Source organism: Halostella pelagica, from assembly GCF_004762015.1.
Taxonomy (GTDB): domain Archaea; phylum Halobacteriota; class Halobacteria; order Halobacteriales; family Natronoarchaeaceae; genus Halostella; species Halostella pelagica.
The window spans coordinates 84,648-108,933 of sequence record NZ_SJES01000010.1 but is presented as its reverse complement, the minus strand read 5'-3'; the positions used below and the strand labels follow the sequence as shown (position 1 = coordinate 108,933).

Here is a 24,286-nt window from a genome sequence, read left to right as displayed (position 1 = left end):
AGTGTAATATTACTATAACTAAAGCCAGAACTAACACTTAGGTAAGTGGATCACATCGCAGAAACCATTCAGCGAAGTTGGCCGAATTGGTCTCCGTTTAGAGATAGTTTGATAGTTCCATAGTCTGACGTGGGTATCAATGGCGTTCCAGCTTACGCCGTCGCTATTGGTCAATATTCCTATTTTCCTGCTTGCGGCTTCACTGGCAGGGTACGGAGGTGTTCTGTACCTCCGAGAGGGACGTCGCCAGGAAGTGTTAGCATTCGCAACGCTAATGACCGCAACCGCGCTCTGGCAACTCGCAGATGTCCTCAGACGCCTCTTCACGGACCTATCGCCAACAGTGTGGGTGTTGCACCTTACTCTCGTGGTACTCATTCCGCTGTTTACGTGGTCGTTAGTGTGGTTTGCATTAGCGTATACTGACTCGAGCCAACGCCGTATTCGAGTGGTCTGGGGCCTATTTTTTGCCCACGTTCTCGTAATCGGCACGATGACGGCCCTCAACCCTGAATTTCTCCAGACAGTCGATGGGATCGTATATCAGGGCCCGATGACCGTGCTGAACGTGACATTTGAGAGATGGACTGTCCTAGACCGAACGTTCACGACAGCGGAAACGATACGCAATCTGTATCACCATGTGATCTGGGTGGTCAGCGGTGCTATCCTCGTTCAGTACACACTGAGGAAGCGGGCAGACGTCGCCGCCGGACAGGTGGCCTCATTGGTCGTTGGCATCGGGACCCCAATAGTCGTACGGCGTCTGATGTCTGTCGGAGTGCTTCCGCTGGTACTGCCCCTCACTGATGTTGCATTTGGCGTCCTCGCTGTCTGCTTGGCCGTCGCCGTGTTCCGATACCGGATGCTCGATCTCGCCGCCGTTGGCCGCCAAGAGTTCGTCGAGGGAATGGACGACCTGCTCGTATTCCAAAACGACGAGAACGAGATCGTCTATAGCAATCCGAGAGCACGGGAGGTGTTCGAGGCCGGAGAGGGATGGAGGAGAATGGACGAGAGCAATTTTTTTGCACCATATTACGACCGCATCGAGGCAGCCCGTGGCAATGAGACGACACGATACAACACGATCGAACTGGATGACGCGAGCCGGTATTTCAACGTCAAGAGGACCACAATCCGGACACGCGCTGGAGACATCGGGGGCCAGGTAACCACGTTTAGAGACGTTACAGAACTGGAAAAGACGAACCAACGACTCGATCAGTTCGCGTCGATGGTATCACACGACTTGCGTACCCCGCTAAATAACGCAGTAGTTCAAACGAATCGTCTCGCACAGGACCAATCCGACGAACGTGTCGAGGCCCTCCAAGAAGCGCTGGATCGAATGGAATCGATGATCGACGATATGTTGAGGCTAGCCCGCGCTGGAGCGGAAATAGAAACTGCTGAGGAGTGTTCTCTGGGCGAACTCGCCGAGGAAGTCTGGGGAACCGTCGAGACGAGTGGCGTAGAACTGGACTGTCACGTTGAGGATACGACTATCGAAGCAGACCCTGTCCGCCTGTTCCAAGTGCTGGAGAACCTCTTTCGAAACGCACTCGATCACAACGACTCACCACTGACTGTGCAAGTCGGGACGCTCGACGAGCGTGGCGAACTCGCTAGCGCCGACGAGTCCGTTGGCTTTTTTATCGAAGACGACGGGTGTGGCATCCCCGAAGATCAACGGGACGTGATTTTGGAACACGGATACACTACGAACCGAGATGGAAGCGGATATGGACTCTCCATCGTGCGACATATCGTCGACGCACACGACTGGGAGATTCAGGTTACCGACGGGACCGATGGTGGCACTCGATTCGAGATTTCCGGCATCGAAGCCAGATAACCATCGCCGCTTTTCGTGGGCTCACCTGGCTGATCGGAAACAGTGGAGTTCGGCGCAGTCGTCCGGTACAGTAGTGTCTCATCACCGCCGAGCGAACGTCATTCAGCGAATGGACGCAACTCGGTCGCTGTCTTGAAGAAGCGGTTCGAGCGTCTGTTTGTGATCCGTCGAAAGATCGAGTCCCTCAATCTTGGCTGTGCAATTTTTGTATCCGTTCATCTTCGTTGCAGCCTTCCCGTGCGTCTCTGTCAGTGCGAACTGCTTTGATCGGAGAGTCAGATACGTTCGCGCTGTTGAATCTAACGCTGCTCGATTGAGCAACAGCTCCACCCGTGTTCTCATTTCGTCTTCCTCGACCGGCTTGTGGATATAGTCATCATAGTCCAGTTCATAGAGATCGTTGTCAGGTTCGACACCACTAACGCACAACAGAAGTTGCTGTTCGTGCTCCGCTCTGATTCGAGCTGCGACAGTATCGCCTGACATCCCCTCCAATTTTCGGTCGATGATGACGAGATCGGTGTCAGCAGTATATGCTTCGAGTGCCTCTGTACCGGTCGAGACGTACTGTATATGGTAACTCCCAGAAAAATAGTTTGCAAAGATATCTGCGACCATTTGTTCATCTTCAACGATCAGAACTGTTGCTGCCTCTTCTCCATAGTGCTGTTCCCACGCTTCTAACACCTCTATGGCAGGGATAAGTGCCCGTCCTTTGCTGGACAGTATGTACACCGTTCGACCACCCCCTTCAACTGTCTCCGTCTTCGTTAAAACATTCCGCTCACAGAGATCAGACAGACCATCCGACAGCATTTTTGATGAGATACTTCCAAGGGAGCTTTCGAGTTCCGAATATCCCGCTCCTTCCAATTCGTTAACAGTATAAATGATACTCGGGTACCATTTATAAGCAAATATTTCTGTTGAAGCTTGTATCTGGCTCATTGTTATTTTGAATCCTCTAGTTAAGTCGATTACACGACTAATTGTATCTACTGGGTAAGAATCTCGCGGTTTATCAGAAGCTCTTTGAACCAGACTATCGCCAACCATCCTATTGTTCGACCACACAGTAGCCGAAGACAGGATAATCAATTGGGTGAAAATGAAGTTCTCAATGAGAGTACCAGCTAAGTAGTTAATCGAGATTAGATCTCTGGGAAGCTATGTGATATCCCCATCGTATGCATTGAGGCGGCCAGTCTCAACTACTCGCCGAGCTTGGATGTCACAGTTTCCGAGGATGGGCTAGTTTTGGGTCGAATCTCCGTCGATTTGAGATGCTTTCCACTGATCAAGCGTCGACTTCGGACCTTAGCGGGCGTGTCAACCAAGCGAGCATGAGAAACTACACGGATTTTGGCGCTACTGTACGGTGTCGCCACTCCCGAGCGGCGAACCCAGTAGGAAATCGGTCGCTCAGTCGGGTGGTATCAATGCCGAGACGACGACCTCGACACACTCACCGGCCGTCAGCACGGGCACGTGATTCATTTCCCCGTCGACGCCCGCTTTCAGGAGAAAGTCCGTCAACCGCCAGATATTATACAGCAACACCGCGAACACGAAATAAAACAGTCGAACTCGATAGTCCTCTGAGGACGTTTTCGCCAGAAAATCACTCTTGATGCTCATGTACTCGTTTTCGAATGGACCATCAACCCTCCGTATCGCATCACGGAGAGTAACCCCCTCACGAAGGTCGTTTCGGAGATCTATGTCGACCATGTACGCATGAGTCATTTGGCGGTCGTGTTCCATCAATCAGGGTATCGTTCAGAGCCAAAAACTAGATATTCTCTCGTCGAACGAGGTTCGTCGTTTGCACACCCTACTGCCAAGAGAGGCCCTGAGAAACCGTTGGCGGCGCGAGCGGACTCGGCGGGAGTTCGCCGCTCGGATCGGGGTCGTTGTATGCCTTCGGAGCCACGTCGTTCGGGGCGTTTGGATAGAACAACGAGGCAACGGCGTGGATGTGCTCGCGGCCGACATCGAGTTCGAACTGTCCACCTCCAAACATCTGGATATCATGCTCTCGGCAGTACTCGATTGTGTCGAAGAGCGACTGGACCGAGCCGAATCGGGATGGCTTGATGTTGAGCCACTCCGGTTCCCACGGGAGGTTTTCGACCGTCTCGACACCTCGAATCGGGTAGTCCCACGTCACACGGGCGTCCTCACCTTCGAACAGTGGTCGCGTTTCCTCGTTGAGTTCCGGGTCTTCGATGAGTGCCTCGGGAAAGCCCTCGATGATTCGCTCGTAAAGTTCTGGATCAGCAGGCTGATCCACTGTTGTCCCGTGGTATTGACCTTTGAGGTCGAGTGTTCGGACGGCGTCGGTTGCCGCGAGTCGCTCTATGACCGCTGTCGGCCACTCCGATGTCGGGTCGAGTTTGAACTCTAGTTCGGGGTTGCGGTCAAGCCAGTCGAGCACGACGTCGCCGGTCGGCGGCTCCTCCAGACGCGTACTCACGACGAATCGAACGGGGTCGTACGCGCGGCCGAGGCGATCAGCGAGGTTCGTATCGGACTGTTTTAATGCGAGGTCGAGCGCGGCGCTCTCGAACGCCCACTGTCGATAGTTGCGGAAGATCGATTGATTCGGTTCAGTACCGTGAAAGAAATCGATTTCGGACACCTGGCCCGAAAACTCGTCGAGAGTGTATTCACCCGTTATCGGGAAGTCCCCCGCGGAACCGTTGAGGGCTTCGTAGGCGTCGTTGTCGTACGTGACGTCCTCGCCACGCCCGGTTTCGCCATCGCCGTGTAACGAGACGATGGTCGTCGCTCGGGAGAAACCACTGGACGTGTCCCGCTCGCGCTGTTCGAGATTGTAGCCCTCGATTTCGAGTTCCAATTCGGAGACCTGATCGTACAACATGATGAGTCATCATTCGACCCGAGGCCGTTAATAAGTGTGAGTGACAGGCCTCGAACCTGATAACACTCGTGTCAGGAGTTCATCTTCCCTTTGGTCGGTGCTCGCTGAGGAAGGGGGCTTAGCGCCTGCAATCTGCTAATTCGACGGGCCTTGGCGAATTTGTTCCCGGAGGGTGAAACTGGAAGTGTCTCTTTCAGACCCGTCATCGGAGTAGAGTACGACGAGATCTCACGTACACCACCTTCGATCCAGAGCGCGATCCTGTTCGATACCCATATCCGTGACTACCGTTCCACCCTTCCCGAGATCGACGTCCCCATGCTAGTCTGTGCGGGCACCGCAGAGACACGAGACAGCGTCGACGCTGTTCGTTCTGTCGCGGAACGCGTTCCCGATTCGAGGGTCGAGCTGTTCGAGGCAAGCGGCCACGGTCCACACTACGAGGAACCCGAGCAGTTCAACCGAATCCTCGACCAGTTCGTCGATTCCCTTTGAGAGACACGGGAATCGCAACAGCGTCGAACATGTCTTTCGAGCGGTAAAACGACGAACGCCCTCGTTCTCAAACTGTTTCAGCCACGCCAGGGCGGAAACTGCTGATGAGTAGCTCAACTCATTCGTCTTCCCATGGAATCAGCTAATTTGAACGCGACCCCACGAACGCACCCGGAACGCGCGCAGCAAGACGTGCCGGGTAGTATTGATGGAGCCCGTGTCGACGCTGGCACTGAATCAGTGGGGCGCGGCCGAGTTCGATTATTCGCTCTGCTCGTGGTCAGCGATCCGGAACATCCACTCCTCGGTCTCCCAGTCGACGTCCGGTTCCTCGAGGAGTTTCGCCTCGTTGAGATCGAAGACTCCAACCTGTTCGTCTGTTCCGGGATCGCGGAGCACGAACTCGTGACTGACGTCGTTCTCCGAGAATCGCGCCGTGTCGTACAGTCCGGCATGGAACATCTGGCGCTGCGCCGCGCCGCCGCCGGGAGGGGTATCGGAAAGGACCAACGTGACGATCCTGTCGTCGACCTCACTGTCGAGGTTCTCCGAGAGCTGACCTGCACCCTCGAACTCCTCGATTATCGACCGCAGTCGCTCTCCTTCGACGACGAGAAGCCCGGCATCGATAGCGAACCCGCGCTCCGTCTCCTTGGGGTGGTCGAGGTACTCAGGATACGTCCGGAGCCCCGCATCCCAAGGCTCCTCAGTCCCGTATTCCGTCCATTCTGCGACACGTGATTTGACTGTGGTTTGGATCATAGGACCACCCCGTTAGTTGCTCTAATTAATTTTCGAACGAGACGAGCATCCGCTTCGTCGTGGAGTGCTTCATCCTACCCGATGGTCCATCTCGCAACTCAGTATACGGCGTCGACGGTGCCCGTGGCAGCATCGAGGTCGACCATGTCCCGTGCCTTGGCGAACAGTTCGCCTTCTTTCATGACGGGATACCGGTAGGCGTGTTCGCGGTCTGTTTCCTCGGCGACCCACTCGATCCCGCCTGCTGACGAAACGCGGACCAGATTCCGGGTCGGGGTCGCCCCGAACTCGTTTCCGGCGTCGAGTTGCTCTGGCTCTAGGACCACCATCAGGTCGTCCTCGAACGGTAGCACTGTCGAGACTGGTCCCGGGAGGGAGAGGCTCCAGCCGGCATCGTGAGACACCTCGCCGTCGTAATCGACCGTGAACCCGTCGTCGGTGAACGAGTGCACCCGCTTGCTTTCGTTTGGCATCGAGAGCACGTGGTCGTACTCGACCCGTACCCTGGCGTAGAGGTCGTCGTCCGGGAGTGCTTCGTGGCTATCGACGCCGGGCTTCCACTCCTGGTCGAGCCAGCTCAGGTGCAAGGAGACGATGGGGGAGTCGTACCCCGGGTGTGAGATGGTAGCCAGCTCGCCCGGTTCGAGCGGACCTTCAATCTCGAGCAGATCGCCGTCCCGTCTTACTGATAGTTCGGACCTCCCTCGTCGAATCTCGGTCACCGTGTGGAACCGCGCGCTGTTGTAGTCGCTCCCCTCTGGGAGGAAGTCCTCGTGAATCCGGATATCGCCGAAGTCGGGGACGGTGAGATATCGGAACATGTCGAACGGGTCGTCCCACGCTCGTACGACGGCATTCTCGAACAGCATCACCTGGTTCGTACGAAGCGTATCAATTGAAAGTTCGGGCGGTGAAGACATCGGCAATCTGGAATAACAGGCTACATAGAAGCTGGCTGGCGTAGCCGGTTCGGATGCAATCGACGGGACGGCTCGGCGAGACCCGTGTTCCAGTGTTCCGAGCGTTTCGGTCGTGGTCCCGTCGTCGCCGTTCCGAGTTCAGTCGAACCGTCGAACGAGGTGGCCCGTCGTAGCGTCGAACCTCGCATTCGGGCTGCTCCACTTCAGCGTGTACAGGTCGTCGTCGCAGATGAAGGCGTCGCGAATGCTGACAGTCGAGTCGTCGCCTTCGGCGTCGACGATCCAGTCGAGGTCGCCGTGCTCGTCGATCCTCGCGACCGGTCTGGCGTCGGGAACGACGACGTCCGGGTCGTCGACGCCTGCCTCAGATGGGTCGAACACGAGGATGGCACCGGAATCGTGTCCGTACCCGTATCGTATCGCGTTCGAGAACGCTATCTCCCGGCCGGAGTCGTGAGCGACTCGGCCGTCGTAGGCGAATTCGAGGGTCGTGTCCGGAAGGCGACGAACAGTCGGGGCGACCGACCGTTCGTCGGTTCGGGTTCCGTCGTACGTCCAGTGGACGACCACCGTCACGGTCTCGGTCGGCGTTGCGCTGGCGTCCGGAAGTCGATCCACCGGCAGGGTCAACGTCGTCTCTCCGTCCGCTCCGCCGGTGGGAGTGTCCAGGGATACCGTCGCCGTCTCGTCGTCGACCCGCTCGACGGTGCCGCGCCACTCCGAGAGCGACGCAGTGGCGAACTCGACGAACGAACGGTCGCTGGCCGCGATACCGGTACGCATCTGATACTTGGTTCCGACGAACGGGATCTCTTGCGGGAGCGCGTCGTGCGGAAGGACGACCCGGTAGTCGACGGCGGCGCTCTCGAACGTTCCCAATCCATCGTCGCTCACTGCCGAGAGCGTCGCGTCCCACGTGGCGACGGAGAGCGCCGGGTCCTCGAAGACGCGCTCGACAGCGGCCGCATCCGGCTGGTCCGAACGGGTTCGTTCGAGTTCGGCCAGCGATTTGTCGGTCCGCCAGAGTGCCCGTGCCGGGTCGTGTTCGAGCCGAACGGAGATCCCGTACGTCGATCCGTCCTCGAACCGGTCGTCAGGACTGTCGACCTCCGGAAAGCACTCCCAGTCGTAATAGGATACGATAGCTGCGAACAGGTCCTGGTCGACCGCCGGGTCAGGATGATCGACGTGGAGCGTATTGCTCCCGTAGGTCGCTGCCGACCGTATCTCGGTCCGCCGGAATCCAACGTCGACCGTCCTCTCCACCGGCTCGGCCGTGACCTCGTACTCGACGTAGAGCGGACCGGTACCATGCATCGACAGTGGCGTGTAGTCCCTGTGAACGTAGCACTTGAGCGCGTTCCAGTGTATGTCCGCTATCGGTCCATGATTCTTCTCCCACTCCGCGAACGTGCTTAGAGATGCAAGCATTGAGGACGCTCATTTATGCAGTGCTCGCCGTCAGTAAATATGACCACCGGAGGCCGGATGTCCGTTCCGGACATCTCTGAGCGATAGTGAACCAGGAGTTCGACGTGCACCCCGTCGAGTCCGTGTCACCGCTGGCACTGGATCGATGAGGCACGGCCGCGGTCGGTTATTCGCTCTGCTCGTGGTCTGCGATTCGGAGCGTCCACTCCTCGGTGTCCCAGTCGACGTCCGGTTCTTCGAGAAGCTTTGCCTCGTTGAGCTCGAAGAGCCCCACCTGCTCGCCCGTTCCGGGGTCACGCAGCAGGAACTCGTGACTGATATCGTTCTCCGAGAACCGCGTCGTATCGTACAGTTCGGCATCAAGCGTCCAGCCCTCCCTGGCGTCGTCGCCGACCAGACCGTCGCAGAGGGATAGCCTGACGGTTCTCTCCCCGACCGTCTTCGTCAAGGACTCTGATAGCTGATCTGTACCGTTGAAATCCCGGATAATCGACCGCAAGAGTTCCCCTTCGAGGATGAGTAGCCCTGCTTCGACAGGAAACATGCTGTCGTCCTCGTCGGGATGATCCGGATACTCGGGATACACCCGAAGTCCCGAATCTCCCGATTTGTCCGTCCCGTAGTCGGTCCACTCAGCCACTCGCAGTTCGACTTCTATTTCAATCATGCCGTGCCGATTCTCTTCGGGTTTCTTATTTTTTGGGGAGTCGCTCGGCCTCTTCGTCTTATTCATCGTCGACCGCTTCGTCTGGACCGATTAGCGCTCCTTGTTCGGTGACCACGAACTCGAGGTTCCCGTCTTTTCCAGTGATATAGATCGGCGTATCTCGGTCGCGCATCTCGTCGATTATCTCTTTGTCATCGATATATTTCGTACTCGCGGAAACGACCACGGTATCCGGATTGGTCTCCAGAAGTGCTTCGCCGTTAGCGGAGTCACTCCCATGATGACTGAGTTTCAGCACGTCGACGTCGCCGAAGTCGTCGGAGAGCTCTTCTTCGAGTGCCTCACGGATGTCGGCAGTGAAGAGGAAACTCTGCGACTTGTACTCTACCCGGAGCACTATCGAGTTACAGTCCAGTTTCTTCTGACATGTGATCGCCGATTCGTCCCTTGGTCGATCATTCTCGGGTGGGTTGAGTACGTCCAGTTCGACACCCGTACCTAACGCTAACTCGGATCCGTCACCGCGTGAAAGTCGCTCCACGGGGATGGACATCCCTTCGAGAGCTTGCCGCACTCGTTGTTGTGTCTGTCCGAGATCGCCGTCGTCGTCCTCTGCCCATGAGTCCATTTACATATAGTTTCCCGATGGTAATCTCGCCACTCTCGTGAGCATCAAGTAGCCCCGAAAGACCGCTGAGATGGTCCGAGTGATTGTGCGTAATCACGACGTAATCGAGACGGTCGACACCGAGTCGAGAGAGTTCATCTGCTACCCGATTCTTCGCCGGGCCAGTATCGATTAGCATATTTTTACCGTTCGGCGCCTCTAGAAGGATGCTCGTTCCTTGTTGTACGTCCAGATAGGTGACTTCGAGATCGTCGTCCGGACACCCGTCTCCTTCGTTATCGTCGTCGTCGAGAGCCAGCGAGAGTTGCTCCATGTTCGCGAAGGTGTCGGACGAGCGGGTCGCGACGCCGGCGGTGGTGCTGATGGAGTCGTTGTCGCCGGTGGGGAGGTCGCAGGCGTTGGTGAACTCCTCGTCGAGTGCGACCTCGGCGACGTCGTCGAGGTCGCCGCTGGCACCGGCGAGCAGGAGCTCGCTCATCCCACCGGGACTCCCGCCGCCGTTCGGGACGTTCCCGCTCATCGAGGGGTCTTGCGTGTTCGGCGTGAACCCGGGGCCGACGTGGCCAGGTCGTCGAGTGCCTGGTCCGTTCGTGCTTGCCGAGTGTGTTCGGCGATACCCGCTCACCGAAGCGCTCAGAACAGTGTAAAGTGGTCAGTGGCCGTATCGGTTCCACAGTTCGATCGCGTCGACCTCGGCCGCCGTGGGTGTGGCGTCGCGGTCGTACTCCAGCGAGAGCGAGAGGTGTCTCTCGTCCGCAGAGTCGACGAGCGAACTCGGCACTCCGTCGTCGGGTACGATGAGCGTCCCAGAGACTTCGGCTGAGTTCTTCCAGCGCAACGAGAACCGGGTGTCTCCATCAGATTTCCTCTCGTCGGTGATGGAGAACGTGGTCCGGTTCGACGCCGGATGGGCCTCGTCTCCTTCGAGTGCCTCCAGGTCGGGGTCGACGGCGGCGTACGTCTCGAAGTACGCGCCCTCGAACCGGCCGTAGTACGGGAGGCGCTCTGCTGGATACGTCACCGTCATCGTCGGGAACGCAGCGTCGGCGTCCACCGGGTCGAGCGCAATCGTCGCCGCGTCCTCCGCGAGAGCGACGACCTCCCCGTCGAACGCCCATACGTCCGCAGCCGTTGCGACCATCGCTGCGTCGTCGGACCTACCGACGTTCGGCGGGCGTTCCGACCCGAAGCGCAAGTCTCTGATTGTCGGCGCTGACAGGATGCCTTTCAGGGCCTGTTCGTGGTCGTACTGGATGGTCGCGGCGAGGTAACAGGATGCATCCTCGTCCCTCAACGGGTCAGGCACGTCTTCGAAGCGAAGCGCCAGATCTCCTTTGGTCTTCTCCGCGAACTTGGTCGATGCGTCTACAATCGAAATGTCGAACCAGCATTCCCCCTTGCTCGGCTTCCGGTCCGATTCCGCTACGAACGTACTCATCCCGGTGTCGGTCGGCACCGGTCTCTGCGGTTTCGACTCGTGGAACTCGAAGTCGAATACGAACCGTGCACCATCGTATCCGGCTCCCTCGGGAAGTATCCACGCCGGAATCTCTATCACTTGCCCTTCATCCTGAGGAGCACCTGGCTCTCGTGTGAGCCAGATCATGGCGATGCCTTCACTATACTCGCCGATTTGATGCAATAGACCGTATCGATCGAGTTCCAAAATCATGGAGGGTTCAGTGTTATACTGCGCTAAAGAGAACTTGATACTTCTGGTAGATCGTATCTGGTGTGGAATCCGGACGAGTTGGACGAATACTTTCACTGCATTCGTCCTCGTCGTCTTTGAATTCCTGCTCGATGAGTTCTTCCGGAACTGAGATTTCGATCCGGTCTTGGAGGGACTGGTAGAGTTGTCTTCCCCAGAATGTAGTATATCGACTCTTGCACGGCCGTCCAGAACGCAACGCGTTGCCGAGCAGTCCATCGATCCGTGTCTGGTGATTCTCGTTCGATACGTGATTCAACGCTAGACGTGCGGACCTTCGCCCCGCTTTACTCAACCGCTGTATCGATTCCACAGTTCGACGGGGTCAGGTTTCCCGTCCACCGGCGTCGAATCTTCATCGTATTCGAGAGAGACGGCGACGCGAACCGAGTCTCCGGTGTCAATGTCGCCGAAAGCGCCTGTCGGGACGGTTAATCGTTCCGCTGTGTCACCCGTGTCGAACTCGATGGTTGTTTCACCATCTTGGGTCCTCGTAACATCGCCGACATAGCTCCGTATCCGGGGTTCCTCGCGGTACTCGTCTGCTACGAACCAGTCTGTGCCATGGACTTCGATGACGACGTCGAATCGCGCTCCCTCGTAGCAGCCGTAGTACGGTACCGTTGCGTTCGATAATGTCAACCCTCCCTGTACGCCGCCGTCGTCGGCCTGAAGATGGAGCGTACTCGAACGATCACCGACGTCGGTTACTTCACCCAAGAACGCACGGGTCGGAACATCGGTCTGTTCTAGCGCATACACGCCATCCGCGGCTGCGACGTACACGGTCCCGTCACGATGACAGTGGTCAACGTAGCCTGCGGTCTCGTACCGCCATTGCAGTCGGCCGTCCGTCGCAGCAAGTGCCGTGGAGCCGGCGTAGAGATGGTTTTCGGTGGCGGTCACCTCGCCAAGACTGTGGTCGAATTGCCTGCGGACTTTACCGTCTGTCGTCGCCAGTTCGACGCCGTCCTGCCCGTGCTGTGAGACGTAGATGGAGTCGCCGGCGCTGGCGAGACTCCCGATACCCGGCCCCTCCACGTCGACGCGCCAGACTACGTCTCCGGTTTCGGCATCCAACCTGAAAACCGCTGGTTCGCCGGTCAGACAGACCACCGAATCGTCCAGCACGATGGGCTTGGCTCTGACGGGACTCTCCGCGTCGGACTGCCACATGAGGGTACCGGTCGCCGCATCGAGGGCATACACCGAACCATCGCGGGATCCAACGTAGACGACTTCGTCGCGAACGCAGGAGGTTCGTATATCGTCGCATCTGCTTCGAAGGTCCAGCGAACGGTTCCCGTGTCTGCATCGACAGCGACGAGCTCGGGCCCCTCTCCCGCGTAGAGCGTCCCTTCGTCGAACAATAACGTGGATGCAGCTACGTCCGCGAGTCGATGCCCAGTTCCGGTACGAGTCTCGAGGCAGTGTAAGCCATCCGTATCTCGGACGTAGAGCGATTCTCCGTCCACGGAGAGCGTCAGCGCCGAGACGTCACGCAGGTCCGTTCGAGACCACTGTGGAACGACTCCAGGCGTCGTCCCTGTCAACCCTCGTTGGCGTTCGTGGATACGCTTCGGCGACGGAGCCCGAGCCTCCGAGAGCGTGCGTTCGTGGTCGTACGCAATCTGGAGTGCAACTGTTGTCTGGGCTCCTTCCGCTAGCAGCGAATCAGGGAGCGCTGCACTATCGAGAGCTAGCTCGTAAACGTTACTCTCATCCGTTCCATCTGGGGTCCGGAACTTCCGAAGGACGAATGTACACTCTCCCCGACTGGACACTGCCAAATTCTCCGCCTGGCAATACGTCGTGGACGTGACGTCATCGACGAGGACGTCCACGTCAGGGTCGGACTCCGTGAACGTCACCGTAACGTCGAGGTACATTCGTTCGGCTCGGGCGACGGTCGGAAGGACGGACGTGGGTATACCTAGCGACGCGTGATCGAACTCCGTCTCCGACTGGAAGACGACCCGACCGCCTCCCGGTTCCACATCTTCCGTATAGCCTTCCAGATTGAGAGTCGTATCCATGCTGTTACGTCCGGACGGGTCCAGTTTCAACCTGGCGAGAGGCTGTGAACGCTTGAACGGCTCCGGTCGTGGCGCGTATCTCTCTGTTTCGCTTGGTCATCCGCTGCCGAACGTTTCCTCGATTTGCGTCTCACGTCGAAGAGCACCCGTTAGTTCGTGCTTGCAGAGTGTGTTCGTCGACACCCGCTCCCGAAGCGCTCGGCACAGGGGACAGTCGTCAGTGGCCGTATCGGTGCCACAGTTCGACCGCGTCGACCTCGGCTGCCGTGGGTGTGGCGTCGCGGTCGTACTCCAGCGACCACGTGAGATGCGTCTCGGCGTCGTCCACCGCGCTTGGGACCCCGTCGGAGGGGATCGAGAGCGTACCCGTGACGTCGTCCAGGACGGTCGCGTGCAGCGCGAATTCGGTGCGCTGGTCCGTCTCGTTCACGTCGGCGACCGTGAACGTGGTGCGGTTCGACGCCCGATGCGTCTCGTCGCCCTCCAGTGCGTAGAGGTCGAGGTCGACGGCGACGTACGTCTCGAAGTGCGCGCCCTCGAACCGCCCGTAGTACGGCAACCGCGCAGCCGGAAACGTTACGATCATCACCGGGACATCGACGTCGTCGCCGTTGTCGTCGAGAGCTTCAGCCTGCCCGATGGTTCACCTCACAACTCAGTAGAGGGCTTCGACGGTGCCCGTGGCAGCATCGAGGTCGACCATGTCCCGTGCCTTGGCGAACAGTTCGCCTTCTTTCATGACGGGATACCGGTAGGCGTGTTCGCGGTCTGTTTCCTCGGCGACCCACTCGATCCCGCCTGCTGACGAAACGCGGACCAGATTCCGGGTCGGGGTCGCCCCGAACTCGTTTCCGGCGTCGAGTTGCTCTGGCTCTAGGACCACCATCAGGTCGTCCTCGAACGGTAGCACTGTCGAGACTGGTCCCGGGAGGGAGAGGCTCCAGCCGGCATCGTGAGACACCTCGCTGTCGTAATCGACCGTGAACCCGCCATCGGCGAACGAGTGCACTCGCTCGTTCTCCTCGAGATCTTCGGGGAGTTCGCCCGGTCGCCATTCTCGAATCGTTTCCGGAGAGAATCCCGTCTTGCGGACCGAGAGCGCGTGGTCGTACTCGAGTTCCAGCTGAACGTGGAGTTCGCCGTCGGGGAGGTCGTCCGGGGTGTCGATTCCCGGCTTCCAGTCCAGAGCGAGAAAGGTCATATCGAGAACCACGATGGGCATCTCGTAGTCAGGGTGGTGGAGGTTCGCGAGCTCTCCAGGTTCGAGTGGCCCCTGCAGTCGGACGACACCGTCCCCCCGATCGACCGATAAACCGGAGCTACCACTGTCGATTCTCACTGTCGTGTAGAACTGCGCACCACAGTAATCGCCGCTGGTCGGGAGAAAATCCTCGTGAACGCGAACGCTCCCGAAGTCGGGGACGTTGATATGTCGATATACGCCAAAGTCCTTTTCGTAACTCCGGACGAGACTGTTCTCGAATAGCATCGCGATTTCCTATCTCTTAGAATAGACTTGAGCGTTGGGGAGATGATCGCTGATACAGGGGTTGTCCCGCCACTACAGTTCGACAACGTCGAAGTGAGTATCTCGACTCGGTGGCTTGGAATTTCTCGGACACGGAAACCAGCCTCATGCCCGTACGAGGAGATAGTCTTCGTCTAGTTCCGTGCAAATGCCACGGGGGATGCAGAGGCCGAGTCATGATGGACGTGCGTTGCCGATTGCGGAGTGAGGCGGTCAGTGGCCGTATCGCTTCCAGAGTTTGACTGGGTCCGGTTTCGCACCCGCTGGTGTCTCGTCTTCGAGATAGTCGAGGAACAGCGCGATGTACCCCGACCAATCACCAGACGAATCGAGCGGAGCAATTGGTTCGTCATTTAAACTCAATCTACCCTGGCGTTCTTCATCGCCGATGCCGGAGAGCGTGATAACTCCATCACCCGACTCTTGTGCGCGGTACTCGAAGGTCGTCGGCGACTGCCTCGGTCGTCCGCCTGTGACCGCCGACAGCGATTCGTCGAGTGCGAGGAAGACGTCGAAGGCGGCTCCTTCGAACCGACCATAGTAAGGCAGCGCCTCCACGGGAAGATCGACCCATCCGACATCCTCGCTGGAGGAGGACGAAAGCCTGAGCGAACCAGCGTTGTCGATCGAGTCGACGGAGCCCCTGTACGTTCGTCGAACTGCGCCCGTCGGTTCGAGCGCGTGCACACTACCGTAGTCCTCCGTGATGTGTTCGTTCGGTGAAAATACCGTCCCGTCATGGACATCGAACGGGGACCGGGCCATGTTCGGCACTTCGTGTCGCCACGACGGTGTTCCAGTCTCGAGGTCCAACGCACGGACGGTGTCCGCACCATGGGTCTCCTCCTTCGTGACGATGTACACTGTGTCGTCCTCGATGACTGGCGGTACGTCCCGAGCACTCCCGTTCGGGAGCGTCCGCGTCCACTCCTTCGTCCCGTCGCGAGCGTCGAAGGCGACGATGGTCCCGTGTAGCGTGATGACGACGACGGTCCCCGCGCCCGCGGCCGGTCGAGTCTCAACGGTGTCGTCCACGCTCGCAGTCCAGGAGTGCTCGCCCGAGCCGGTATCGACCGCTCGGATGTGTTTCCCGGCTGGGAACACGACGCTGCCGGTGGTCGCGACCGGTGGCGTCTCCACCCCGGTCGTCGAAACCGACGTGATTCGGTCGCCGGTCCGGGCGTCGAGTAGCGTGACCGTCCCGCCATCGGGACCGGCGGTCGCGAGCGTGTCACTTTCGACATCGAGCGCAAGCGCCGAAATCGAACCGTCGAACGGCTTCATCCACTCCCGGCGACCGGTCTCTGTGTCCACGGCGTGCACCTCGCCCGTCGACGTCGCGACGTACAGCGTCCCGTTTTCCCGGGGCGGGAACGTCTCCAGGGCGTCACTGACCTCATACGTCCAGTGCGTTCTGCCGGAGTCCGCGTCGAGCGCATGGACGCGCTCGAAGGACGGATACACCGTTCGCTGTGGATCGGCCTCACCACCCGACGCCGATTCGCTCTCTGACAGCGCTCTAGACCAGATTTGGGCTCCGGATTCGACGTCCAGTCCCACGGTCTCGCGAACGGTGGGAACGACGACGGTATCGGCGACGGCCGATGCCGCGAACCTGCAGCGGTCCGTCTCGAGTGGTGTCGCCCAGCGCTCGCGGGCCCCCGGCGTCGTCCAATCGAGCACGCCCGCGCTCACGTGAAGCCTCTTTGGCGTGTCGGTCGAACGCCGAAGAGTCGCGGCCAGATCGTAGTCCAACTCGATGATGACGTACCCGGAATCACCGTCGGTGGTCAACCAGTCCGGTGCCTCCTCGAGCGACCCCTCGACGAAGCGAGAGTCGCCGAGTTCGAACCAGTCGCCACAACACCGGATTTCGGTCTCCAGACGCGACCCGAAGTCGGTAACGGTGCCTTCGACGCCGCTTGGCTCCTTGCTGAACGTCATCTCGACGTCGCAGCGCGCGCCACCGTGCCTCGCCCACCTCGGCAAGTCGTCCGTTGGCAGGGTCAGGAACCCCTGTTCGTCGTCGAAATGCAGGTCCGGTGATCGCTCGGCGAACGAGACGACCGTCTCGAATCTAGTCGACTGAGTCATTTGTTGGAATCAAACGAATACTGCGTGTCCAGCACGGCCGAACGTTCCAACTCTGGTCACATCAAATCCCCTCCATTCGGATACTGGACGCCGTTGTCTCTTCCCGATTGTCTACAACATCGTCTTCGGGAGAACCACCCCCCATCGACGGACCAGTGTTCCCTCAGTCCAGACAGCTATCGCCCTGTATGTAGAGCTACTCGTGGCGTTTCTGCCGGAGTCTACTGGCGTCGGGTTTGGCAGCTTCTGGCGTTGCCTCGTCGTCGTATTGGAGGTATATCGAGAGGAACGCTCTGGTACCGGTCTCCTGAAGGGTCGCTGGCATCGTTGCTGTACTAATTGCTTCAACAACCGTCGCAACCGGTGCCGGTATCATCAGTAACGCAAATCGCGTGATGGCCCATGCCGGATGGCTCAAACGGCTCTCCGGCGTTGTGATGATCGTTGCTGGAGTCGGCCAACTCTATCTCTCGCTCATTGTATACTGAACAATTATCCAATGATGATCGATCGTCGAAGGATATGGCTTCTCTCTTCAGAGAGGACGTTGTTCAACGTATTCGCGTGTCTTTCCCTGCAACACGTATTCAGTCTGTTGGAGGTCTTCGATCGTCCCCGAACCAGTGATGAACATCGCCGTCTGTAGTTCAGCGATCAGGTCCTCGACTCGTTCGATGACAGCGTCTGGCCCGTCTGTAGCCGGTTTCAGGAACGGTTTCGCCAGCCCGCCGGCGAGGGCACCTAATGCAATTGCTTTTGCCACGTCTAATCCTGTCCGGACACCCCCACTCGCGATTACGCACTCGTGTTCGGCAACACACTCGATCGTGCTCACAGCGGTTGGGATACCCCATTCTCGGAATAGGGTGCCGATCCGTTTCTGTCGTGGTGCATTCGCGGCCGCTGCACGGTAGGCTTCGATCCCAGACCACGTCGTACCGCCTTTTCCAGCGACATCAATTGCGTCAACCCCTGCCGCGGTTAGCTTTCGGGCAGTCTCCCCGGAGATTCCGTTGCCCGTTTCTTTGACGATGATCGGCACTGAAAAGCCCTCAGATACTTGTTCGATCGCAGCTAAACAGTCCCGTCCATTGACATCCCCTTCTGGTTGGGCGGCTTCCTGGAGAAAGTTCAGGTGGACCGCGAGCGCATCGGCTTCGATCATCTCGACCGCACGTTCAACTGTTTCGATGTCGTACTCCCGGAGTTGTGCCGCGCCAAGATTTCCGTAGATGAACGCATCAGGCGCGGCATCGCGGACGACGGTATACGATTCAAGCACGCTAGTATCGTCGAGTTCGAGGCCAGCTCGCTGGCTTCCGAGCCCCATCGCGATGCCAGTCTCGCTGGCAGCACGAGCCAACGCCCGATTGATTTCTGTGGTGTTTTCGTGCCCCCCGGTCATACTCTCGATGAAGATTGGAGCGGATAGCTTATGTCCCAGAAATTCGATGGACAGGTCGATAGCGTCGTAATCGAGTTCCGGGAGCGCGTCATGGACGAGCTGAATGTCTTCGAAACCTGTGCCTGTGGTTTCGACGTCTCGCTCCTGTACGATCCGGAGGTGGTCGTCTTTTCGATCTTCAGTCTCCGATGGTCCCTGCCCTGTCATTAACTGAACTTGCAAAAGGAGTAGCAAAAGTACACTGGTATTTTGACTGTTCAGCGTATTGGGTACTCTTGGGATGTAGTAATCGCCCCCGCGATGTACTCTAAATCAGCATATTGGTCGGTACATCAAGTCGATGCACAGAGGAGCTGATCAGGAAGCATTTGATTGTGCAGCCGGTTCGGGGTGTCTAATGTAAAAATCGCCGATCGTTCTACACGGAACAACTTCTAGTCCATTGGAATAGATATTCTGTAGTTACAATGACGTGGCAACGCATATGCGTCGAGAACACCAGTCTCAACTACTGAGGAACTTAATCGAGTTGAGAGCTAGGACTGAATGCATTTGTCCTTGGACGGTTGTACTGAACGGACCTCTCGTGCTGAATACGCACACATACTGAACGCGAGCGACTCCGATTACTGTCAACAATGGCGGTCTCGCACTCGCTCGGGTAAGCCCATCGCCCACAGCTGGGGCACTCCGCGAGCCCTTTCGGCACCTCAGCGTCTAACTCCAGCAGCGCCACATGGATCTGCTCGCGGGCGGCTGTAGCGCCCGCGTGTAGGCCTGAGCCAGCGGGCGGATCGTGCAAGATGAACTGGCCTATCGAGTCGTATTCGTCGTGGTCAAACCAAATTCCGACACGACGCGTACGTCCGATTCCAGCCCAGTGAGCGATGTTCGGTCGTACAGCGGCGTCGAGTCGTACACGGGCCACTTAGCGTACGAACGCCGAGCGATACGTCGAAAGACAGTTCGCTGGAAATCACGAGCCAACGCCACGCTCAGAAATCCTCGGTGAAGACTCTCACCTCGCCTTCGTTGGTAATTCCGACATCAATAGTCGTCTTCAGTTCGTTCTGGTTCGTACACTCTTCGAGAACCCCATAGAGATGTGTATAGAGCTCTGGACGACAGTAGGCGATTTTGATGCCAGCTTCGTCTGCATGTGAATAGACGCTGGCGACCATCTTATCGAAACTTGTCCCCGAAGAGACGGAAAACTGGATCGGCGACCGTACCGTCCGGACGAGTTCCAATGTTCGACGAGCCTTTTCGATGTTCTGTTCTGCCGCTCGTTCGATAGCACTGATATTCGAGTCGGTTGTTCCCAGTCGGTCCGCAACTTCCTGCTGTGTCTGCCCTTGCTCTCGGAGTTCGAGTATCTCCACCTGCCGCTCAGTCAATGTCGTCGATTCTGCAGAGGTCATACAGGGTCAAACAGATGTGTTTGAGATAAGTTTTTCTCTCAAACGGGTCTCGATCTTGTATGAATGACTGATGGATCCCCTACTGCGCGACGACGATTTCTCCTGACTGCTGGCACGGCGGCCGTCGCTGGTATTGCGGGCTGTACAAGTTGGACCAATCAAGATGGGAGTCGATCGACGATCACCATCCTCGCGGCTGGCAGCCTCCAGAATGCACTAGCTAACGGGCTCAAGCCTGCTGTAGATGTCCCAGTTAACATCGAATCGCACGGCTCGGCGACGGTCGCTCGAATGATCGACGAGGGACAACGTGACCCCGACATCGTCTCGGTCGCCGACGTGGCGCTGTTCGAGGAGCCGCTGTCAGCTCCGTGGTACTCCGTTTTCACCAGCAACTCCGTCGTCATTGCGTACAATCCGGACACGGCTGGCGGGGAACGTCTGGCCGACGCCGGAACCAAGCGTTGGTACGAACCAATGGTCGACGGGGATGTGAACATCGGTCGAACCGACCCTGATCAAGACCCACTTGGATATCGTGCCCTATTCATGCTCGAACTCGCCTCACGCTACTACGACGATGCATCGAATCTCAGAGAACAGATCCTTCAGCAGGATCAGATCTATCCCGAAACATCGTTGATCAGCCAGTTCGAAACCGGTTCCATCGACGCTGCTATTGCCTACCGCAATATGGCCGTCGAACGCGATTACGAGTACATCGAGTTACCGGACCAGATCAATCTGAGTAATCCACAGTATACCGAGAATTGGTACTCTACAACCTCATACACCCTGCCAAACGGCCAGGAAGTCCACGGTGGGCTCATCAGTTACGGCTCGACCATTCGGCACATGAGCGACGCTGCAGTTTCCGTGTTCGACGTCCATACGACCGGGAGTTATCTCGAAGAGCACGGATTCCTCCTACGCGATCAATTCCTTTCCTATACGGGCGACGTGCCCCAGAGTGTCAGACAGGTAACCGACCAATCCAGCGAGACTGAATCCCGACTCGGCGGACCAGATAAAGAGCTATCGTCGACGGTCTCGGACATTACTGTCCTGGTTTGAATGGCGACAGGTTCACACTCGAACCGATCGGGAACGGACACATTCGGGTTCGACTGGCTCAGCGTTGCGCTCGTCCTCGGGGGCGTGCTACTCCTGTATTACGTTGTGCCGATGGTGTCGTTGTTTCTCTCGGTACCGGCCGGAGAGATCCTTGCTCAGATGAACAATCCGACCGTCGTGGATTCGGCGACGACATCACTTCTGTCGGCGTCGATTAGCACAGTCATCGCCACCCTGTTCGGCTTGCCGCTCGCGTACTGGCTCGCACGCACCAACGGGGCTGTAACGAAGATAGTTCTCGCAGTCGTGGTCCTCCCGTTGGTGCTTCCCCCGACGGTCGGCGGAATCGTATTGCTCACTGTCTTCGGCCCCAGCTCGCCGCTCGGTGAAGCCGCGATTGCTGCCGGGTTCCCACTCACACGGTCGCTCGCTGGGGTGGTACTGGCCCAGACATTCGTCGCGTCGCCGTTCGTGGTCGTCACCGCGAAAGCGGCGTTCGAGGGCGTCGACCAGACGCTCGAATACGCCTCTCGCTCGCTCGGAAAGAGTCGATGGACGACCGCCCGTAATGTGACGCTGCCCCTTGCTGGACCGGGGATTCTCGCTGGCATAACGCTTGCCTTCGCACGAGCGATCGGTGAGTTCGGCGCGACGATGATGCTGGCGTACTATCCACGGACGATGCCGGTTCAGATCTGGGTGGCGTTTATCGAGCTCGGCCTGGATAACGCTTATCCGGTGGCGATACTGTTAGTACTGATCGCTGCCGCGGCCCTGTTGATTCTCAATACCGTTGCCTCGAACCCATGGGAATGACACTCGAACTCTCTCGACTTCGAAAAGCCTACCGCCAGTTCGACTTCGGTCCGATGGATCTGACGGTCGAGGAAGAAGTACTCGCCGTCTTGGGACCGTCTGGCAGCGGAAAGACGACGCTCCTCTCGCTAATCGCCGGGAGCACCAGCCCCGATTCGGGATCGATTCAGCTCGATGGGCGAGAACTGGTCGGCTTGCCGCTCCAAGATCGACACGTGGGGATGGTCTTCCAGGAGGGAGCGCTCTTCCCCCACATGACCGCCCGCGAAAACATCGCGTACGCGGCCACAGCCAGCGATCGCGTCGACGAACTCGCGACGCTTTTCGAATTAGAGGACGTGCTCGATAGAAAGCCTCCAACCCTCTCCGGTGGAGAACGACAACGAGTGGCCCTCGCACGAACGCTGGCAACTGACCCTGACGTACTCCTCCTCGATGAGCCGTTGTCGAGTCTCGACGCGCCGATTCGGAAACGGCTTCGAGACGAACTGCACAGCCTGTTCGAATCGCTTGAAATCCCGGTTCTCTACGTCACGCATGACCAGCGAACCGCAACGGCACTCGGTGATCAAATCGCTATCGTTCGAGACGGTGACCTCGAACAGGTGGGCTCGCCGTCGACGGTGCTTACTCGACCGACGAACCGATTCGTCGCCCGCTTTACCGGGAATGAGAACCTCTTTGATGGGACAGTGATCGACCGAACAGCAGACGGAACAACGGTTCAGCTCAGTGATATCCAGTGCCGAACGACCGCGTCAGATATCCATACGTCGACGGTGACGGTCTGTATTCATCCATCGCGGGTAGAAATCGAAGCCCCCTACATTGCCGACGGTGACCGAACGGTAAATACGGTCACTGGAACAGTTGCTCGCTGGTTGAATGAGGGGAGCGAATACCGGATCGATATCGAGATTGAAGCGGGGTCGTTCACTCTCACGGCGAACGTTCGTCCGCCGACGTTCGAACGACTGGCGCTTGAGAATGGCTCAGAGGTCCAAGTACTGATTCCACAAGATTCGATACATCTGATCCCCGGACGTGACTAGTTTCGAGCCGAATACACGCTGATTCGCGCCTAGTCGGGCACTCATAGAGAGAACCATATGCATTGAGACGGCCGGTCTCAACTTTCATCGGGCCTTGTTCTGCACGAGGTCATTCGTCGCCGAGTTCCGAAAGCCGAGCCTGGATTTCCTCAGCATCTGCCTCAGAGAGCGCCTCAACACCGAACTGGACGAGAAGAGGGTAGAAGTGGCGGTTTTTCTTGAACTCATTCTGACCTGCCTTTCGTAGTTTCAGTTGGGACTCGAGGTAGGTATCCTCCATTTCGTCAAGCACATTGTCTGGGATATAGATCGTCCGCCCGTTCCACTCGTCCTTGATATTCTCCTTCGTTTTTCTCGTTTCGTTCGTTTCACTCGTTGAAGTCGGTTCAGTCGTTTCGGTTGACGAACTGGTTTCCCTCGTTTCACTCACCTCACTCGTTTCGCTGGAATCGACCTCATCATCTTCCTCTTCATAGTTGCCCTCAATTCCAGAAGCATCGCCCCAGCCGTCGGTCATGCTTCAACCTCCTCAAGAACAGTCTTCTCAAACGTCTCGTCGACCCGGTCGGCGATTTCGGTGAACAACTCGCGAGCATCCTCGACGCGCTTGTTTTCCTTACCGAAGTCGAAGACGGACACCCCATCACGGATCGACTGAGAGAGGTCCGTGCGCTTCGGGATCTCGAAGACGGGGAGCGAGTACGCTGATTTGATCTCCTCGATCGTATCTCGGTGCTCGGCGTTCTGTTCGACCCGATTGCACACGATCGCGAGTCTTTCGATGTCACCGTACGCCTGTTCGAGCGAACTCAGTTGCTTCGCGAAAATTTGGAGACTATTGGCGTTGAGTTTCTCGGGGATGACCGGGATAACGACGTTACCGGTCGCGACGAGAGCGTTATCGGTGAGGACGTTCAGGGAAGGCGGCGTGTCCACGATAATGTAGTCGTAGTCCCTGTCGAGTTCATCGAGAGTCATCTCTAGTCGCTCTCTGCTCTTTGGCGCTTCCAGCAGCGTCTGGATGTTCTTGTTGTTCGCGAGTTTCTCACTCGCGGGGAGGATGTCGAACTCCCCGTGCTCGACGATGATGTCGTTCACTGACTCCATCTGATCGAAATCGAGCACGTCGAAAAGCGTTGTGCGGTCGGTATCGTAGTACAGATCGTTGTAGCCAAGCGAGCAGGTAAGCCCTCCGTGATAGTCGATATCGACTAAGAGGACATCATGTCCCCGGGCGGAAAGCGCGCCGCCAGTATGAATGACGTCGGTCGTCTTTCCTGCGCCTCCTTTCTGATTCGCCACGGTAATTCGTGCGGTGTTAGTGTCGGTCATATTCTTCGTTTCCCTCAGTTAGTTCGTTTTGCTCGTTTCGTTCGTTTTGATCGTTGAGTTCGGTGCGTTCGGCGAGGGTGTTTCACTCGGTGAGAGGATTACTACGATGTTAAAACCAACTGTTCGTTGTACTCGTTGAAGCAAACACACTCGTTCCCATCAACTCGTTCGT

General features: G+C 57.8%; 22 protein-coding genes and 4 pseudogenes. 7 read left to right on the top strand and 19 right to left on the bottom strand.

The genetic code is table 11. The features are described 5' to 3' along the window. Positions 1–139 precede the first annotated feature (139 nt). Positions 140–1,858, top strand: a complete 1,719-nt coding sequence (locus EYW42_RS18325) for a sensor histidine kinase (protein WP_135536891.1) — start codon at positions 140–142, stop codon at positions 1,856–1,858. Positions 1,859–1,960: 102 nt separating this feature from the next. On the opposite strand, the gene EYW42_RS18320 is transcribed toward EYW42_RS18325, so the two are convergent. The 3 genes and pseudogenes from EYW42_RS18320 to EYW42_RS18310 all read right to left on the bottom strand — a co-directional run bounded on the left by EYW42_RS18320 (position 1,961) and on the right by EYW42_RS18310 (position 4,742). Continuing rightward, positions 1,961–2,806 (bottom strand): response regulator, encoded by an 846-nt coding sequence (locus EYW42_RS18320; RefSeq protein ID WP_161972979.1) that lies wholly within the window; start codon positions 2,804–2,806, stop codon positions 1,961–1,963. 474 nt (positions 2,807–3,280) lie between these two features. Next, positions 3,281–3,508 (bottom strand): annotated as a pseudogene (locus tag EYW42_RS18315) (transposase); the annotation flags it as partial. A gap of 184 nt (positions 3,509–3,692) precedes the next feature. Next, the gene (locus tag EYW42_RS18310; RefSeq protein ID WP_135536889.1) at positions 3,693–4,742 is read right to left on the bottom strand and encodes a hypothetical protein; all 1,050 of its coding nucleotides are present in this window, start codon (positions 4,740–4,742) and stop codon (positions 3,693–3,695) included. A 318-nt stretch (positions 4,743–5,060) separates the two neighbouring features. On the opposite strand from EYW42_RS18310, the gene EYW42_RS20020 reads away from it, so the two are divergent. Further along, a complete protein-coding gene (locus EYW42_RS20020) occupies positions 5,061–5,237 on the top strand; it encodes an alpha/beta fold hydrolase (RefSeq protein ID WP_202613967.1) in 177 nt (58 codons plus the stop codon). Beyond that, positions 5,233–5,349 (top strand): annotated as a pseudogene (locus tag EYW42_RS18305) (IS6 family transposase); the annotation flags it as partial. The gene EYW42_RS20020 and the pseudogene EYW42_RS18305, both read left to right, overlap by 5 nt. A 149-nt stretch (positions 5,350–5,498) precedes the next feature. Here the strand turns inward: EYW42_RS18305 and EYW42_RS18300 are convergent. The 12 genes and pseudogenes from EYW42_RS18300 to EYW42_RS18250 form a co-directional block, all read right to left on the bottom strand. Next, complete coding sequence (locus EYW42_RS18300; protein ID WP_135536888.1) at positions 5,499–5,999, bottom strand: hypothetical protein; 501 nt, start codon at positions 5,997–5,999, stop codon at positions 5,499–5,501. Positions 6,000–6,097: 98 nt separating this feature from the next. Beyond that, entirely contained in the window at positions 6,098–6,868 is a 771-nt protein-coding gene (locus EYW42_RS18295; protein ID WP_135536887.1) for a hypothetical protein, read from the bottom strand. Positions 6,869–7,057: 189 nt separating this feature from the next. Further along, complete coding sequence (locus EYW42_RS18290; RefSeq protein ID WP_135536886.1) at positions 7,058–8,350, bottom strand: hypothetical protein; 1,293 nt, start codon at positions 8,348–8,350, stop codon at positions 7,058–7,060. A gap of 166 nt (positions 8,351–8,516) precedes the next feature. Next, complete coding sequence (locus EYW42_RS18285) at positions 8,517–9,017, bottom strand: hypothetical protein (RefSeq protein WP_135536885.1); 501 nt, start codon at positions 9,015–9,017, stop codon at positions 8,517–8,519. Between the two features lie 58 nt (positions 9,018–9,075). Continuing rightward, positions 9,076–9,414 carry a hypothetical protein gene (locus EYW42_RS18280; protein ID WP_135536884.1) on the bottom strand — a complete coding sequence of 113 codons (339 nt, stop codon included), beginning with the start codon at positions 9,412–9,414 and terminating at the stop codon, positions 9,076–9,078. Positions 9,415–9,535: 121 nt separating this feature from the next. Next, positions 9,536–10,165 carry a ComEC/Rec2 family competence protein gene (locus EYW42_RS18275; RefSeq protein ID WP_135536883.1) on the bottom strand — a complete coding sequence of 210 codons (630 nt, stop codon included), beginning with the start codon at positions 10,163–10,165 and terminating at the stop codon, positions 9,536–9,538. 132 nt (positions 10,166–10,297) lie between these two features. Further along, positions 10,298–11,251, bottom strand: coding sequence for a hypothetical protein (locus EYW42_RS18270; RefSeq protein WP_135536882.1), 954 nt, complete (start codon positions 11,249–11,251; stop codon positions 10,298–10,300). A 396-nt stretch (positions 11,252–11,647) separates the two neighbouring features. Further along, positions 11,648–12,622 carry an outer membrane protein assembly factor BamB family protein gene (locus EYW42_RS18265; protein ID WP_259371305.1) on the bottom strand — a complete coding sequence of 325 codons (975 nt, stop codon included), beginning with the start codon at positions 12,620–12,622 and terminating at the stop codon, positions 11,648–11,650. Further along, a pseudogene (locus EYW42_RS20645) lies at positions 12,613–13,245 on the bottom strand (outer membrane protein assembly factor BamB family protein); the annotation flags it as partial. The gene EYW42_RS18265 and the pseudogene EYW42_RS20645, both read right to left, overlap by 10 nt. A 364-nt stretch (positions 13,246–13,609) precedes the next feature. Continuing rightward, positions 13,610–13,978 carry a hypothetical protein gene (locus tag EYW42_RS18260; protein WP_135536880.1) on the bottom strand — a complete coding sequence of 123 codons (369 nt, stop codon included), beginning with the start codon at positions 13,976–13,978 and terminating at the stop codon, positions 13,610–13,612. 69 nt (positions 13,979–14,047) lie between these two features. After that, a complete protein-coding gene (locus EYW42_RS18255) occupies positions 14,048–14,881 on the bottom strand; it encodes a hypothetical protein (RefSeq protein ID WP_135536879.1) in 834 nt (277 codons plus the stop codon). A gap of 252 nt (positions 14,882–15,133) precedes the next feature. Further along, positions 15,134–17,014: a PQQ-binding-like beta-propeller repeat protein gene (locus EYW42_RS18250; RefSeq protein WP_135536878.1), complete on the bottom strand. Its 1,881-nt coding sequence runs from the start codon at positions 17,012–17,014 to the stop codon at positions 15,134–15,136. Between the two features lie 317 nt (positions 17,015–17,331). Between EYW42_RS18250 and EYW42_RS20640 the strand changes: the two are divergent. Then, positions 17,332–17,502, top strand: a pseudogene (locus EYW42_RS20640) (cytochrome C biogenesis protein); the annotation flags it as partial. Between the two features lie 47 nt (positions 17,503–17,549). Here EYW42_RS20640 and fni read toward each other — a convergent pair. After that, the gene (gene fni / locus EYW42_RS18240) at positions 17,550–18,626 is read right to left on the bottom strand and encodes a type 2 isopentenyl-diphosphate Delta-isomerase (protein WP_135536877.1); all 1,077 of its coding nucleotides are present in this window, start codon (positions 18,624–18,626) and stop codon (positions 17,550–17,552) included. 788 nt (positions 18,627–19,414) lie between these two features. After that, the gene (locus tag EYW42_RS18235; RefSeq protein WP_135536876.1) at positions 19,415–19,840 is read right to left on the bottom strand and encodes a Tfx family DNA-binding protein; all 426 of its coding nucleotides are present in this window, start codon (positions 19,838–19,840) and stop codon (positions 19,415–19,417) included. A gap of 63 nt (positions 19,841–19,903) precedes the next feature. On the opposite strand from EYW42_RS18235, the gene EYW42_RS18230 reads away from it, so the two are divergent. From EYW42_RS18230 to EYW42_RS18220, 3 genes are read left to right on the top strand one after another with little or no spacing between them, the layout of a single operon-like run. Next, positions 19,904–20,914 (top strand): extracellular solute-binding protein, encoded by a 1,011-nt coding sequence (locus tag EYW42_RS18230; RefSeq protein ID WP_135536875.1) that lies wholly within the window; start codon positions 19,904–19,906, stop codon positions 20,912–20,914. Then, positions 20,915–21,730, top strand: coding sequence for an ABC transporter permease (locus EYW42_RS18225; protein WP_135536874.1), 816 nt, complete (start codon positions 20,915–20,917; stop codon positions 21,728–21,730). Continuing rightward, positions 21,727–22,782, top strand: a complete 1,056-nt coding sequence (locus EYW42_RS18220) for an ABC transporter ATP-binding protein (RefSeq protein WP_135536903.1) — start codon at positions 21,727–21,729, stop codon at positions 22,780–22,782. The genes EYW42_RS18225 and EYW42_RS18220 overlap by 4 nt, the downstream gene beginning before the upstream one ends. Positions 22,783–22,891: 109 nt before the next feature. On the opposite strand, the gene EYW42_RS18215 is transcribed toward EYW42_RS18220, so the two are convergent. Together EYW42_RS18215 and EYW42_RS18210 are read right to left on the bottom strand one after the other, a co-directional pair. Further along, positions 22,892–23,299, bottom strand: coding sequence for a hypothetical protein (locus EYW42_RS18215; RefSeq protein WP_135536873.1), 408 nt, complete (start codon positions 23,297–23,299; stop codon positions 22,892–22,894). Next, positions 23,296–24,114, bottom strand: coding sequence for a ParA family protein (locus tag EYW42_RS18210; RefSeq protein WP_135536872.1), 819 nt, complete (start codon positions 24,112–24,114; stop codon positions 23,296–23,298). Before EYW42_RS18210 ends, EYW42_RS18215 begins: the two co-directional genes overlap by 4 nt. Positions 24,115–24,286: the final 172 nt, after the last annotated feature.